Origin of the sequence: Clostridium sp. AF19-22AC (assembly GCF_003479085.1) — a bacterium.
Classification (GTDB): Bacteria; Bacillota; Clostridia; order Lachnospirales; family Lachnospiraceae; genus Faecalicatena_A; species Faecalicatena_A orotica.
This window is the reverse complement of sequence record NZ_QUGN01000009.1, coordinates 13,955-27,650: the sequence shown is the minus strand read 5'-3', so window position 1 is coordinate 27,650 and position 13,696 is coordinate 13,955. Positions and strand designations below refer to the sequence as shown.

At 45.5% G+C, this 13,696-nt stretch carries 12 protein-coding genes; 6 read left to right on the top strand and 6 right to left on the bottom strand.

Annotated elements, in window-relative coordinates; translation table 11 throughout:
• Window positions 1-83: 83 nt before the first annotated feature.
• Window positions 84-452 (bottom strand): GntR family transcriptional regulator, encoded by a 369-nt coding sequence (locus tag DWX43_RS11810; protein ID WP_118620407.1) that lies wholly within the window; start codon window positions 450-452, stop codon window positions 84-86.
• Between the two features lie 160 nt (window positions 453-612).
• Between DWX43_RS11810 and DWX43_RS11805 the strand changes: the two genes are divergently transcribed.
• On the top strand, window positions 613-2,019 hold the full coding sequence (locus tag DWX43_RS11805) for an EAL domain-containing protein (protein ID WP_118620406.1): 1,407 nt from the start codon (window positions 613-615) through the stop codon (window positions 2,017-2,019).
• A 25-nt stretch (window positions 2,020-2,044) separates the two neighbouring features.
• Window positions 2,045-3,955, top strand: a complete 1,911-nt coding sequence (locus DWX43_RS11800; protein WP_182440678.1) for a GGDEF domain-containing protein — start codon at window positions 2,045-2,047, stop codon at window positions 3,953-3,955.
• A gap of 157 nt (window positions 3,956-4,112) precedes the next feature.
• Here the strand turns inward: DWX43_RS11800 and DWX43_RS26960 are convergent, their stop codons facing one another.
• From DWX43_RS26960 to DWX43_RS26955, 4 genes are all read right to left on the bottom strand, one after another.
• Window positions 4,113-4,265 carry a hypothetical protein gene (locus tag DWX43_RS26960; protein WP_181368782.1) on the bottom strand — a complete coding sequence of 51 codons (153 nt, stop codon included), beginning with the start codon at window positions 4,263-4,265 and terminating at the stop codon, window positions 4,113-4,115.
• Between the two features lie 105 nt (window positions 4,266-4,370).
• Window positions 4,371-5,102: a response regulator transcription factor gene (locus DWX43_RS11795; protein ID WP_118620404.1), complete on the bottom strand. Its 732-nt coding sequence runs from the start codon at window positions 5,100-5,102 to the stop codon at window positions 4,371-4,373.
• Complete coding sequence (locus tag DWX43_RS11790; protein WP_118620403.1) at window positions 5,092-6,165, bottom strand: DUF4118 domain-containing protein; 1,074 nt, start codon at window positions 6,163-6,165, stop codon at window positions 5,092-5,094. The genes DWX43_RS11795 and DWX43_RS11790 overlap by 11 nt, the downstream gene beginning before the upstream one ends.
• A 303-nt stretch (window positions 6,166-6,468) precedes the next feature.
• The gene (locus DWX43_RS26955; RefSeq protein ID WP_182440677.1) at window positions 6,469-6,606 is read right to left on the bottom strand and encodes a hypothetical protein; all 138 of its coding nucleotides are present in this window, start codon (window positions 6,604-6,606) and stop codon (window positions 6,469-6,471) included.
• A 119-nt stretch (window positions 6,607-6,725) separates the two neighbouring features.
• Here DWX43_RS26955 and DWX43_RS11780 point away from each other — a divergent pair, with 119 nt between their 5' ends.
• The 4 genes from DWX43_RS11780 to DWX43_RS11765 are packed head-to-tail and all read left to right on the top strand — an operon-like array spanning window position 6,726 to window position 10,948.
• The gene (locus tag DWX43_RS11780) at window positions 6,726-7,442 is read left to right on the top strand and encodes a LytTR family DNA-binding domain-containing protein (protein WP_182440676.1); all 717 of its coding nucleotides are present in this window, start codon (window positions 6,726-6,728) and stop codon (window positions 7,440-7,442) included.
• A gap of 3 nt (window positions 7,443-7,445) precedes the next feature.
• On the top strand, window positions 7,446-8,183 hold the full coding sequence (locus tag DWX43_RS11775; RefSeq protein WP_109732677.1) for an ATP-binding protein: 738 nt from the start codon (window positions 7,446-7,448) through the stop codon (window positions 8,181-8,183).
• A 43-nt stretch (window positions 8,184-8,226) separates the two neighbouring features.
• Window positions 8,227-10,209, top strand: coding sequence for an ABC transporter permease (locus tag DWX43_RS11770; protein WP_118620400.1), 1,983 nt, complete (start codon window positions 8,227-8,229; stop codon window positions 10,207-10,209).
• The gene (locus DWX43_RS11765) at window positions 10,196-10,948 is read left to right on the top strand and encodes an ABC transporter ATP-binding protein (protein ID WP_109732675.1); all 753 of its coding nucleotides are present in this window, start codon (window positions 10,196-10,198) and stop codon (window positions 10,946-10,948) included. The genes DWX43_RS11770 and DWX43_RS11765 overlap by 14 nt, the downstream gene beginning before the upstream one ends.
• Window positions 10,949-11,138: 190 nt before the next feature.
• On the opposite strand, the gene DWX43_RS11760 is transcribed toward DWX43_RS11765, so the two are convergent.
• Window positions 11,139-13,541, bottom strand: coding sequence for an InlB B-repeat-containing protein (locus DWX43_RS11760; protein WP_182440675.1), 2,403 nt, complete (start codon window positions 13,539-13,541; stop codon window positions 11,139-11,141).
• Window positions 13,542-13,696 lie beyond the last annotated feature (155 nt).

Here is a 13,696-nt window from a genome sequence, read left to right as displayed (position 1 = left end):
TTTAGCAGATCGTACAAAAATGATAAAAAGGTTTTTGTTTTGGCAGCAGGCCTTTTCCTGTCCAGATTTTTATATACGGTCTTCTATTTTCCCAGATCATAATCGCTGCATGCACGGGCTGAGAACGAAAGGAGGGAAGGCATGATCAGGAACATGGTGTCGGCGACATCTAATATACATGTTTTATATTCCAAAATGGACTGGACGGCCGCATTTTTATTTGTATTTAATTCGTTATAAATGACGACAGCGGGTTTCCGTTCTTCTGTACGGATATATCCCTCCATTTTCAGACGGGCCATCACATCTTTGACCGTGCGGATTCCGACATGGTAAGAGTCACACAGAATCCTCATAGAGGGGAGGTGGGTTCCGTAAGGCAGACGCTGCGTTACGATTTGCTCATGAAGGTCGTTGTAGACGCGCTCGAATAAAGTTTGTTTCATTTTCATGCTAAAGTACTCCCTGTTACGGTATATTTTTATTATTGTAAAATATAAACAGGGAAAAATCAATGATGGTCAGCTATATGTATACGTGCACAGATTTTGTGTTGGATTTTATAATCTGCCATGATAAAATAAAATCACAATTTAGGCAGGGTGGATCAAAATGGGACTAAATAATCTATATCTTTTAAATACTGTCATTGCCGGAATCGGCATCGCATTTCTTCTCATACTGGGCTGCATCGTTTATATCAGCAGGAAAAACCGGAAGGCATTGTTAAAGATGGCCTTTACAGATCCCTTAACAGAGGGAAATAATATCAATGCCTTCCAATTAAAATGCAGGCAGCTATTGAAACACAGTGCTCCTTGCACTTATTCTATTGTGTTTATTAATATCCGGGGCTTTAAGCACATTAACGAGAATTTTGGGACGGAAGCGGGGAATGAAACGCTCAAATATATTTATACTGTGATTGAACGTCATCTGCAGGAAGATGAAATTGTGGCCAGAGGTGAAACAGATCATTTTTTCCTGTGCCTGCATGAGAATAGGAAGGGACAGGTGCATTCAAGGCTGGAGGAAATCGTCAATGATATTGCTTCTTTTAACGGGAGGGAAAATGTTCATTATATAATCAATCTGGCACAGGGGGTATACATTGTTGAGGAGCCGGAACTGGATATCAAAATTATAGTCGGAAGGGCAATTGCAGCCTGTGAACACCAGACAGGGGAGGAAATCTGCGCCTTTTTCAATAATCAATTAGTCATCAAAATGAACCGGGAGGCTGAATTAAACGGGTTATTCGAGGAATCGATCCAAAACCATGATTTCCAGATTTACCTTCAGCCCAAGATCCGTCTGGAGAATCAGATGCTGGGCGGGGCAGAGGCACTGGTCAGGTGGATTCATCCGGAACGTGGTATGATTTATCCTTCAGATTTTATTCCCCTGTTTGAATCAAATGGTAAAATATGTACATTAGATATTTATATGTTTGAGGAGGTATGTAAGTTAGTACAACGGTGGTTCAAAGAGAAGAAAACGGTCATTCCTATCTCTGTCAATCTGTCAAGACTCCACATGAAGAATCCTGATTTTCTGAAAGAATTTGTGGCAATAAAGGAAAAATACCAGATTCCAGATGGAATCATTGAATTTGAGATGCTCGAATCGGTGTTTTTTGATACACAGCAGATTATTCTGGTAAAGAAAGTAATACAGGACATGCATAAACATGGTTTTCTATGTTCTTTGGATGATTTTGGTTTTGGATACTCCTCCCTTGCACTACTAAACGAGTTTGATGTAGATACAATTAAGTTGGACAGACAGTTTTTTGCCGATACAATGAATGAGAAATCATGGAAAATTATATCCAGTCTTGTCAGGCTTGCCGATTCATTAAATATTTCTGTTGTAGCAGAAGGGATTGAGACAAAGGAACAACTCACCTGTCTGCGAGAGATAAAATGCGGTATGGTTCAGGGGTATATCTATTCAAAACCACTTTCTATCGATGTTTTTGAAAACTGGTCTGTTAATTTTGGGAAAACCTCTATATAATGGTTTTATGAGGAGGAATTGCAGATTGAAAAAAAGTATAACAAAAGCATTGATTATCGTTATTTCTATCGTTATGCTGTTTACTTTGCTTATAAATTATGTGCTTCGGATCCAGCTTATCCACAGCAATGTAGAAGAGAAATCTGCAGATTTATTCTGGCAGATTGAGAATATGATAAAGAAGAATGAGCAGGATCTGGCACAGATCAAATCTGATTTCGCGGATGACTGTCTGATACGGGCGCGGATGGCTGCTTATGTGGCGCAGCATTATCCCGAAGTGATTAACAGCCGGGAGGAAGCGATAGGGGTAGCAGAATTATTACAGGTTGATGAGATCCATTTTTTTAATACAGAAGGTGAAATATATGCCGGCACACATCCGGAATATTACCATTACAACTTTAACTCAGGAGAGCAGATGAAGTTTTTTCTCCCGATGCTGGAAGACCACTCACTTGAATTGTGTCAGGATATAACCCCGAACACGGCAGAACAAAAGCTGATGCAGTATGCGGCGGTGTGGATGGAGGATGGCAGCGGAATCGTACAGATTGGGCTGGAGCCACAAAGAGTTTTGAAGGCAATGGAGGGCAGAACCTTTTCCTCGGTCTTTTCCCTGATTCCGACCGACAGCGCAACGGTATTGTATGCAATTGATCCTGACAGTTATGAAATTGTCAGCTGTACTGCCCCCGAATACATAGGAAAGAATGCGGAAGAACTGGGGCTGGAGCTGGATGGCCATTCAGGTAAATTAACCGTTGCCCACCCGACCATTGAGGGCAGGAAAAATTACTGCGCCATCAAGGATTCGGATTCCCTGATTCTGGCAAGAACCTATCTGGAATCGTCACTGTATAAGCAGGTGCTGACAGACACATGGCTCTTAGCTACTGATATTGTATTCTTGTCTGTACTTGCAATCATTTTTATTTATATTTATTTAGACCGGAAAATTGTAAAAGGGATCATCGCTATTAATAAAAAATTATATGAAATCGAACAGGGCGGTACCGATATCCTGTTCAGTGAAGATGCGGTTCCTGAGCTGGCCGAACTTAGTACCCATATTAATGCAATGTTAAAGAGTGTATTGAGTTCCACTAAAAAGATGTCTATCGCGTTAGAACTGTCAAGGATTCCGATTGGTCTCTATGAATATACTCCGGGTTCTAAACGTGTTGTGGCAACCAGCCGGGTCAGGGATATACTGATGCTGACAGATGAAGAGTATAACTATATATTGGGGCACCCGGAACTGATTCCCCAAAAAGAACAACAGCTTAAGAAAAATGCATTACACCAGTCAGATAATATCTATAGACTGCCGGGAACTGTAGAACGGTATGTCAGGTTTGAGGAGTTTACATACGAAGAAAGTAATCTGGCTATTTTGATTGATGTAACACAGGAAGTACGGGAAAAGCGGCATATCGAGCAGGAACGGGATATCGAGTCGCTGACCGGATTGTTTAACAGGCGGGCATTCTATGCAAAAATGGATGAAATTTTCATGAATGGAAAGCCGCTGAATTATAGTGCATTGATCATGATAGATGCTGACAAGCTGAAAGAAACAAATGATCTTTACGGGCACAGAGGCGGTGACCTGTACCTGAAAAAAATAGCCGGGGTGATTGAAACATATCATCACGGCAATGCGGTTGCTGCTCGTCTGGGAGGAGATGAATTCGTATTGTGCATATATGACTGTCCTGACAAAGGCGAGATTGACAGTATTATTAAAGATATAACTGCCGACCAGGACGGGTATACCGTAGCATTGGATGATCATGTAGAGATTACTGTCCATTTTTCTATGGGGTACGCTTTATATCCGGAAGAGGGGGATAATTACCACTCTTTGCTGGAGCTTGCCGATGAGAGAATGTATCAGAATAAAAAGACGCGGAACGGGCCGTTGGTCCGTTAGAAGTTATACAAGAATAATCCTAGGAACCATTATAGGGGTAATAATTTTGTCTGCGCTGTAAATCGGGTTGGTTGTAGTCGGAATGGATATATAAAGAGAGCCGGAAACAATTGCGTTTCCGGCTCTCTTCGGGAATATGAGAAATAGTGAGGCAGTTTTAGTCAGTTAAGGCATAACCATAACGGATTTTACGGTATATCTTCCAGAGGATGACGGCCGGAAAACTAACGGCCAGATATAAGGTAGAAAGTATACCGGCTGAACCGCCGATAACCATGAGTAAAATCATTACAATATTTCCTGTGTCCATGTGTGTACGCTCCTTTATTGGTTCCCTTAATTGCTATGAACTCATTTTAGAACATAAACATCAGACAGGAAAGGTTTTTGCAGGAACCTTAGCGCCTTCTTAACATCAGTCTTGTGCAGGATCGCCTGTATCAAATTCATCTTCCTTCATGCGATAACCGACTCCGACCTCTGTGAAAATATACTGGGGCTGTGCGGGATCGGATTCCAGTTTTCTGCGTATATTAGCCATATTCACCCTCAGGATTTTGTTGTCATCATCAGCATAAGGACCCCAGACATTTGAAAGAATGGAGGCATAAGTCATGACCTTTCCCGAATTCTGGGCGAGAAATGCGACAATCTTGTATTCAATCGGTGTGAGGTGAATCTCTCTGCCGTCTATTGTCAGCAGCCGTTTGGAAAAGTCCAGACACAATCCCCCGCTCTGGTAGGGGCGTATATAAAGCGTACTGTCTGTAATCAGGCGGTTGCTGTGGCGCAGTGAGGCGCGGATTCTGGCGAGCAGTTCTGATGTGCCGAATGGTTTGGTAATATAATCATCAGCGCCCAGGTCAAGTGCAGAGACCTTCTCTTTTTCTGCGGAGCGTGCGGATATAACAATGATAGGGGTACTTGTCCATGTGCGTACTTCGCGGATGATCGAAATGCCGTCCATATCCGGGAGCCCGAGATCAAGCAGAATGACATCCGGGCATTGGGAATGGATCAGGTTCAGGCCTTCCGAGCCGTTGTCAGCACAGAGAACTCTGTATTCATGCTTCTTCAAAACTTTGCCAACGAAAGCCAGAATATTTTTTTCATCTTCTATTATCAACACGGTAAATTTATGCGTCATCTTCTGTCTCCTTTTCCTTTGGTAAAATAAATGTAAATTCGGCCCCTTTTTCATGATTGGAGGCGCAGATGGTGCCGTCATGCGCGGTTATAATCGTTTTGCAGATAGAAAGGCCTATCCCGATTCCCCGGTAGCTGTCTGTGTTATCGCTATGGTATTTCCCTTCAAAAATATAAGGAATCTGGGCTTCATCCAGCCCGATCCCGTAATCCCGTATATGGAAAGCAACCTGGTCCTCCTGATTCTCAATAACCAGATTAACAGGGGCATTGCTCCCCGAATGAAGAAAAGCATTCTCAAGCAGATTGATCATGACCTGTTCGATCAAAGTGGCATCCATTGGTATCATTAAAAAGTCTTCCGGCATGTCGACGTTAACCACCAGATCCGGATGGCGCTTCCTGACACGGTTGATAGCCTCCCCGACTACTTCTTCAACGACTTCCAGCGACTTCCTGACCTTGCCGGAATCATTCTGTATCCTCGTGACAGTCAGCAGGTTCTCAACCATATTCAAAAGCCAGTGCGCATCTTCGTTAATATTGGACACCAGCTCGAGCCGGTCTTCCTCTGTCAGCTCTTCATAATCCTCCATAAAAGATGCAGATGATCCAATGATACTTGTAAGGGGCGTGCGCAGATCATGGGAAATAGCCCTGAGCAGATTCGCCCGGATCCGTTCCTTATCCGCCTCCGCCAGCTTCTTATCCCGTTCTTCCAGAATCGCCTTCTGCTTCTTCATGCGTGTCGTAGTAGTACTCGTAATCAGGCTGATTGCAAGCATACCCACAAAAGTAACCGGATATCCGTCCAGCGAAAAATCCATTTTGAAAAACGGATAAGTAAAAAACACATTAACCGCCGCAACACAGAACAGCGATGCAAAAATACCGAAGAGATACCCCTGCGTATTCAAGGCAGTCAGAATCAGGGCGAGTATGTAGATCAGGGCAATATTAGCAGAGTTCCCGCGCCCGAAATGGAAAAATAAAAAAGAAAGAGCGGTAGCTATAATCAGGCACAACAGAGTGACTCCCAGATTTCTAAAAAATAATTTCTTCAATAGTATTCACCTCAAACTTAATACAATAAGCATAACACAAAAAAAGAAAAAATCCACTGAAAAAGAAAGGGGGGGCGCTAATGCGAAGGGGAGTCCGGCGGCCTGCGGGGCAGGGGGGGCTGGTTCAAGTCCGGGCGTTTCGCTTAGAAGCTGTAGGAGAAAACGGAAGAGGAAGGGAGGGACATGCCGCATTCGGCCCAAAAACTGATGTTTTTGCACCTCAGGCGGCAACAAAATTTGTTTCGGAAACAAATTCTGCCCTCCCTTCCTCTTCCGTTTTCTCCAACATCTTCTACAGCTTACTTAACGGACTTGAACCAGTTCCCCTGCCCCGCAGGCCGCCGGACTCCCCTTCACATTAGCTGGTTCATCAGGACGGCAGGAAAGATCCCCGCCCCAAGGCAAGCGTCCCCATTCGTTTCCGAGGCTAAAGCTCGTCAACTATTACTTCTATTTGTAATAAAAGGGCTATGTTTTTGTAAAAAGTGTAATCTGAGGACGCCTGACTTGTATGGTATAATCAAAATATAACATTTATCGGTCAGGGATGGGGGATGGACATGTATCGTATAGCTGTATGCGATGATGAAGTGATTACATGTGAAGAGATTGAAACGTATCTGGTGCGGTTCGGGGAATCGGCGGATGTGGACATAGCTGTGGAGCGCTTTTATCTGGGGATGGATTTTGTGGGCAGGCTGGGGGAGGTAATGTTTGACATGATATTTCTGGATATAGAGCTGCCTGACCTGAATGGGGTTGAGATTGGCCGGCATATCAGGAGTGTTTGTCAGGACCAGAAGACGCAGATTGTGTATATTTCTTCTAAGACATACTATGCCCTTGAACTTTTTCAGATGCGTCCGCTGGACTTTCTGGTGAAGCCGGCCGGATATGAGAGTGTAGAAAAGGTGATGAAGGTTTTTCTTGAACTCTCAAATATCGGGCGTGAGGTTTTTGAATACCAGTCAGGACAGAATTTTTACCGGGTTCCTTATGAGGAGATTTTGTATTTTTCCAGTGAGGGGCGTCAGGTGAAGCTGCAGTCAGTGGGGGAGGAGAAGTATCCGATGTTTTATGGGAAGCTGGACCAGGTTTTGAAGCAGTTAAGCAGAGGGTTTTTAATGATACACAAATCCTTCGTGGTAAATATAAGGTATATCAGGCAGTATAACTATGAATCTATTGTTATGACCAATGGAGATGAACTGAGCATCAGCCGGCCTCACAGGAAAGAGGTGCGGGACCGGATGATGCAGTTATGGAGGAAGCTGTAGCAGATGGGCGGCAGATTTGTAATCATTTTGGCAGTGTTTCTGGTGTTTTTTCTAATTTCTTGTTCGGCAGTACTGGTTATATACATACGATGGAGCAGAAAAAGCCGCAGGGAGAAGAGTCTGGAAAAACAGATAGAGGCATATGATAACCAGCTTCAGATTATGGCGGATGCACAGAGCCAGATGAGGGTGTTCCGGCATGATATCCGCCATCACCTGATTGTGCTGGGAGGTCTTGCAAGAGACAGTCAGGATATGCCTGTACTCCGCTATATTGAGGAGATTGAAGGATATCTGGAGCAGACGAAGGAGTATGTTTTCACTGGAAAAAAAGAAATAGACAGTATTCTGAATTACGTGATTAAGCAGGCAAAGGAAAACGGAATTGAGATTATATGGAAAGTAGAAGTGCCCAGGGAGATTTCGGTAAAAGCCTTTGACCTCACTGCAATTCTTGGGAATCTTCTGGAGAATGCAGTTCAGGGGGCGGTGAAAACTCAGGAAAAATGGATGAATATTTTTCTGCGGGCGGATGAAAGCATTCTGTATATCAGGATTGAGAACAGCTGCAAGGAACCGGTGGTAAAGAAGAATGGAAGATTTTTAAGCACCAAGAAGGACAGGGAGAAGCACGGCATTGGCCTGTACAGTGTACAGAGGATGGTGGATAAAAATAACGGTACATTAAAACTGGACAGCGGAAGAGGGCGGTTTGCCGCGGAAGTGCTTTTGTATTTATAGGCAGAATGTTTTTGGGTGTTGTTTCTGAACGGGGAGGAGAGAAATGCTTTTTAAAATTATTATCAAGAATTTTAAGTACAATTTAAAAAACTACGTGTTGTTTTTCGCCGGTGAGCTGATGGCAATTGCCATGCTTTTTACATTCCTGTCTTTGAAGGATTCGCTTTCCAGAGGAATTTTCGACAGCGTAATCCGGTATGTCGTGGACAGTGAATTTAAAATTGCGGCGGCCATTATCATTGTAATTAGTATTTTTATTATGGTTTTTTCCATGAAATATTATATGAAGGTGAGGGTGCGGGATTATGGGATGTTCCTGACTCTCGGAATGAAAAGAAAAATGGTTTTTCTGATGCTTCTGACGGAATCCGGGGCGGGGGTCTTTATGTCACTTGCAGTTGGGCTGGTTTTCGGGAACGGCCTTCTGTATGGATGCCAGAAGGTACTGGGGAAAATAGACAGTACCTACCATATACATATGAATGTACCATTTGCAATATATCGGAATACAGTGCTTTTAAGTCTTGTGATTATGGCGGCAGCACTTTTTTCTATTATGGTTATGATTGGGGAAAAAAATGTATCGGATCTTGCCGAGGATAAGCAGAAAGAGGAAATCCGCCCGAAAGGGAAATGGCTCATTCTTACAGCTGTCGGCATTATTCTTTGTATTGCAGGAATATATGTCTACAAGAAAGACAATGGTGTGGGGCCCTATCGTGCGATTATCATTTGGGCCATTTCAATCTTCTTCCTCTTGTATTTCGGGGTAGGACTGTTTCTGGAATTTCTGAAAAAGCGTCAGCGCTTTTATTTTCGGAATCTGCTGCATTTAAGCCAGCTGTACCACCAGTACAGCTCAAATTATCTGATCATGTATGGTCTAGCGCTCATTCATTTTATGGCGATCGGCTATCTCGCGGGGCAGATTGCTGAGTCTCTCCCGCTTACACCGGACGCACAGGGGTACCCATATGATGCCGTCTGGTGTGCGGCGGAAAAAGACGGGGGGTACATCAAAGATTTTAAAGAAAAATACAATGTCAAAGCCGAACAGTATCCGATGTTTATGGTTACCGGCAGAAATACGGTGCAGCAGATCGGAATCTCTGAGAGCACGTATGAAGCGATTACTGGCCATGAGATATCACTGAAAGGTGATGAGATCTTATATGCGGATCAATATATAAAATATCTGGACAGGGAATCAAAGAAAGGTATCCTTTCGATGACAGACATTATCCATATCGGAAGGTATCATGAAGAGTTCGGGACTTATGCCATGAGCGGGGACCAGTACAATAAAGAAGAGTATCGTAAGACGAATATAAAAGAACTGGTTGTGCAGCCGGCAGTTGGAAAATATAGTATGGATGGCTGGCATTCCAATGTGCTTGTATTTTCGGATGATTATTTTGAAAAAGAGTGGAAACAGATCAGGCAGGCCAGGGATGAGCAGAACCTCCTCGTGCTGATGCATATTCCGGAAGCGGTGCGGGAAAGTGCAGCGGAAGACTTAATGGAATATGAAAATAGGGAAGGAATAAAGAATGATGTGTACACGATTGAGGTGGATAACCTGACGGTCACGGATCACTTTCTGGAAGGTCTGAAAATGCAGAATACTTTTAACTTTGCAAGCCGTATCATTATCATACTTGCCCTTATAATCAGCTGTCTGTTCCTGATTGGGCTGAAAGGATTTTCCACAATGGAATTCTACAGGCGGCAGGATGCGTTCTTCTATTGTATGGGGATGAAACGGGGACGCAGAAGGAAGACGGTAAAAAAGGAAATCTACAGCAGTATAAAGATACCTCTGCTTTTCGGCGGGGGGATGGGGCTTGTATACCTCGGATGCTACGGCTGGATCTTCGAACCCGCCAAATACGGCGACTATACATACTGGAAGACATGGGCATTTGTATTTGCCATATATATTATAGTTATCGTGACTGGCGCCTTACTGCTGTCGCATTATCTTGTAAGGAAAATGGAGGAGGAAACAAAGCATGAACGCTATTGAAGTAAAAGATCTGGTCCGCAACTATCGAAAGTCGATGCTGAAAAATTCAGACGAGGACGTAAAAGTATTGAAAAACCTAAATTTCGGGGTGGAGGAACACGACTTTGTCGGCATCATGGGAAAATCAGGCTGTGGAAAAACGACGCTGCTAAAGGTCCTTGGACTGATCGATAAGCCGACGTCTGGAAAAGTATACTTTAAAGGAAAAGATACAGAAGAACTCTTCGGGGATGAACTGGCAGAAATCAGACAAAAAGAACTCGGCTTCATTTTTCAGGATTTTTACCTGATGGACAGCCTGTCTGTAGAAGAAAACATCATGCTTCCCATGATACTCGGGAAAGAAAAGCCCGAAAAAATGAAAAAAGCGGCAAGGGCATACGCTGCAAAATTCGGAATAGAGCATCTTATGAAAAAGAACCCTTATGAACTGTCGGGCGGAGAAAAACAAAGAACCGCAATCTGCCGAGCCCTCGTAAATGACCCTGATCTCATCCTGGCCGACGAGCCCACAGGCAATCTGGATTCCAAATCCGGCAGCATAGTCATAAACGCTCTCGAAACAATCAACAGAGACTTCCAGAAAACAATCGTCATGGTAACCCACGACCCCCAGCTGGCAAGCCACTGCAAAAAAATCATCTTCCTAAAAGACGGAATCATACTGGATACCGTGTGCGCAGGAGAAAACAGAGAAAAATTCTACAAAGAAATAATTAACCGTATGGGGGAGCTTTAAGAATTTTTTGATATCGCGCAGAGAAGAAATATTATTATTATTGGTAAGATTAGTTAGTTGCATAATTAATTATACCAAAAAAACGCTGAAGTCTTACGACCTCAGCGTTCTTTCTGTTTGGGGAGTTTTTTTACAGCTCCTTTTTTCTGTCTGGTCAAGCTAACCGGGCATTCCGAAAACTGCCGGATCGTCAATGACGTTTTCCACAGCGGTGCTTCCGGAAGACCAGCAGTACAGTGCAGCCTGCAAGGGCCGCAAACAGCAGCGCCAGCCAAACTGTTACGTTTGTATGATCTCCCGTCTGCGGTGTGGTGGAATTCCGAAACACCGCCCTGACCACTGCATCACTTTCACTCATGGTGAAGACTGTCTTTCTGCTGTCCGCCTTCTCCAGCGCGCCTGTTCCGGAGTTGATCTCCCATCTCACAAATACCTTTCCCTTCGGCACGGTTGCCTGAATGGTTACCTTTCGGCCGGCCTCGTACCTGCCGCCGCCCGTTCCATTTTCTACAGTCAGTTTATAATCCGCCTTCGGGACATCAGCCATCTCCCATTTTGCTTTCAGCAGTACATTTTTTTCCGGCATCCGGAAGGCAGACAGATCCACCTTTTTATCCGCATCGTCATACCAGCCCAAGAAGGTATACCCATTTTTTACAGGGTCAGCCACTGCTGCGGGTGCCGCGCCGCTTTCCAGAGTCTGCACTGCGGGAACCGGACTGCCGCCGTCTGCATCGAAGCTTAGGCTATAGGTATCTGGAAGTACAGGAGCGCTGACCGTCAGTGTAAAGATATGGGACGCATCCGGTTCTACTCCGTTGCTTGCCGTTAGAGTGACCGGATAGATTCCTGCTTCCAGTCCGGCCGCTATTTTCAGTTTTTTCGCTCCATCGTCCCAGGTGATGGAGTCACTGCCGGATGTCTTTTTGACCACAGGTGCCGGAGCTCCGGTGACAGTGAACTCTTCCGAGACTGAAGCCGCGTAGCCATACTTCAGAGACATGGCATCCGGACCGGTGATCGCGGGCGCTTTTCCCTTCACCGTCAGTGTAAAGATATGGGGCGCATCCGGTTCTACTCCGTTGCTTGCCACTAGAGTGACCGGATAGGTTCCTGCGTCCAGTCCGGCGGCTATATTCAATTTTTTCGCCCCATCGTCCCAGGTGATGGAGTCACTGCCGGATGTCTTTTTGACCACAGGTGCCGGAACTCCGGTGACAGTGAACTCTTCCGAGACTGAAGCCGCATAGCCATATTCCAGAGACATGGTATCCGGACCGGTAAGGGAAGGGGCTTCTTTCGCTTTCAGCACATAGCCCTCAACGTTCGGTACCACGACAAAGGCGCCGGACAGATAAGTGAAGTAAGCCGCCTCTGCTTCGGAGGCTGTACCGGCCTTGGTGGCGACAAAACTATTCTCAGCCGCGCCACCCATCTCCTCGATAAAGACCCAGCTGTCTCCCTTCAATCCATCCGGGCCTACCCGGAAAAGTCCGCCGTCAAGAAAGGCTCCCTTCTTACCGGCGCCGATCTGGACCTCCCCAGAGAGATTGATATCCGTATCCGCATAAACCTCAGTGCCCCTCTTAGCCGGGTCGCTGAGTGTATTGCCGGCGACAGTGCCGCCCTGCATATCAAATTCACCCGTGAAGTTTGTCGCTAAGGCAGTGACCGCCACCCCGCCTCCGCCAGCGCTGGATACGTTGCCGGTAATACTGCCGCCTTCCATAGTGAAGACAGCAGAATGGGTCACAAACACTCCGCCGCCCCAGCCGTCGGTGTTCGTCGCTTTGTTGTCCGTGATCATGCCTGCCACCATCGTAAAGCCGCTGTTGTTTACATACACCCCGCCGCCGCTGGTCTTGGAGGTGTTATTCGAGATCGTTCCTCCCGACATCGTAAACGAGCTCACGTTGCTTACAGCAACTCCGCCGCCGTAGCTCATCGAATTTCCGTTCATAGTATTCCCGGTAATGCTGCCGCCGTTCATCGTGAAGCGGCTTCCGGTGGTCACTGCCACCCCGCCGCTGCCGGTCAGAGAGGTGTTCCCGATGACGCTGCTGCTGTCCTCCATCGTGATGGAGGCCCCATATACGTACACCCCGCCGCCGGCCGGGCTGGCATTGTTATTTTGCAGTACGGCTCCCGCCTTCAATGTCAGATTGGCTCCATTGTTCACCAGAACCAGCTGGCTGCATTCGCTTACCGTACCTCCATTGCCGTCCAACACGATATTGGATAACGACAGGTCAACCTTTGAGGTTTTAACCGCAAAGAAATTTCCTTTGAAGCCGTCACCGCGGGTGATGGTAAAAGGGCCTCCCTCTGAGCATATGGCTACTGTTCTTCCAACAGTGATTACACTATCAGCAGTGAGCTCGCTGTCCACACGTATTTCCGCTGCTCCGTCCACCTTTTCCACTTCACTTTTTAGTTCATCCCAGGTTCCGACTATCACCGAATTCCCTCCGCTGCCAAGCGGTGTTGTGTCCACCGTTTCCTCTGCAAATGCCGTGACCGTGAATGCACTGATCACCAGGCACAGAGTTAAGGGTAGAACCAGCCATCGGCTACGTTTTCTGTCTCTTATCATATTCATTCCTCCCGCTTTCACTATTCGAACCGCGCTCAGCGTCAATACGTATGCCGGATTTGCCGGCGGCGCATATTACGCAGTTTAATGGATCTAAGCGAATAATACTATATTTTCCTGACCGTTTCCATGATAAGTACAGAAGGTTACCAATT

Coding starts and splice junctions, on each gene's coding strand:
- DWX43_RS11795 (WP_118620404.1), bottom strand. CDS start 5,102: ATGACGCATAAATTTACCGTGTTGATAATAGAAGATGAAAAAAATATT.
- DWX43_RS11765 (WP_109732675.1), top strand. CDS start 10,196: ATGAACGCTATTGAAGTAAAAGATCTGGTCCGCAACTATCGAAAGTCG.
- DWX43_RS11760 (WP_182440675.1), bottom strand. CDS start 13,541: ATGATAAGAGACAGAAAACGTAGCCGATGGCTGGTTCTACCCTTAACT.
- DWX43_RS11805 (WP_118620406.1), top strand. CDS start 613: ATGGGACTAAATAATCTATATCTTTTAAATACTGTCATTGCCGGAATC.
- DWX43_RS26960 (WP_181368782.1), bottom strand. CDS start 4,265: ATGGACACAGGAAATATTGTAATGATTTTACTCATGGTTATCGGCGGT.
- DWX43_RS11810 (WP_118620407.1), bottom strand. CDS start 452: ATGAAAATGAAACAAACTTTATTCGAGCGCGTCTACAACGACCTTCAT.
- DWX43_RS11780 (WP_182440676.1), top strand. CDS start 6,726: ATGTATCGTATAGCTGTATGCGATGATGAAGTGATTACATGTGAAGAG.
- DWX43_RS11770 (WP_118620400.1), top strand. CDS start 8,227: ATGCTTTTTAAAATTATTATCAAGAATTTTAAGTACAATTTAAAAAAC.
- DWX43_RS11775 (WP_109732677.1), top strand. CDS start 7,446: ATGGGCGGCAGATTTGTAATCATTTTGGCAGTGTTTCTGGTGTTTTTT.